We start from the raw sequence: 720 nt of genomic DNA, 5'->3' as shown, positions 1-720 counted from the left end.
ACATGGTGCCCCCGGTTAATATGCTTCTGCATAAATCCCCTGTGAATACATCAAATGATATACTTGCCAATTGCAGCAAATTCACATGAAATTGATCTAAATGATAATGACTGATCCAGCTATAGACCATATTGATGGCATTACCTTGAGTAACCATGACTCCTTTCGGTTTTCCGGTCGTACCTGAGGTGTATAAAACATATAGTAAATCTTCCTGTTTATTTATGATTTCCAGATTCGATGTATCATTTAAATACACATCGCTCTTATGTATATCGATTGTTTGGCAGTCTATATCTATACTGTCTATAAATTTTGTCTCTGTTATTACTAAATCGGCATGACTATTTTCCAGGATATAACTGACCCTTTCCTTAGGGTAATCGGGATCGATCGGTATGTAAGCCGCGCCGGATTTAATGATGCCTAGTACTCCCACGATCATTTCTATAGAACGATCCACCATCAAAGCGACAACCTTTTCAGGTGCGGCACCTTTTTCTCTTAAGGTCCTTGCCAGACTATTTGCTTTTTCATTTAATTCTCTATACGTTAGTTTATTTTCTTCATATACTACCGCGATGTGATCAGGTGTTTTCTCTACTTGTTCTTCGAATATTTGTTGAATGGTTGTATCTTTCGGATATTCCGCATCTGTATGATTAAATTCTTTTAATAATTGGTTCTTTTCTTCTTCTAATAATAGCTCTAATTCTGATA

Annotated in this window: 1 protein-coding gene; it reads right to left on the bottom strand. The window is 36.2% G+C overall.

Translation table 11 applies throughout. The features are described 5' to 3' along the window. The coding region (locus ACYP5M_RS26500) for an AMP-binding protein (RefSeq protein WP_459735731.1) at nt 1–720 on the bottom strand (720 nt) is incomplete at both ends.

It is taken from the genome of Peribacillus sp. N1, from assembly GCF_054600815.1.
This window is presented reverse-complemented; position numbering and strand designations above follow the sequence as displayed.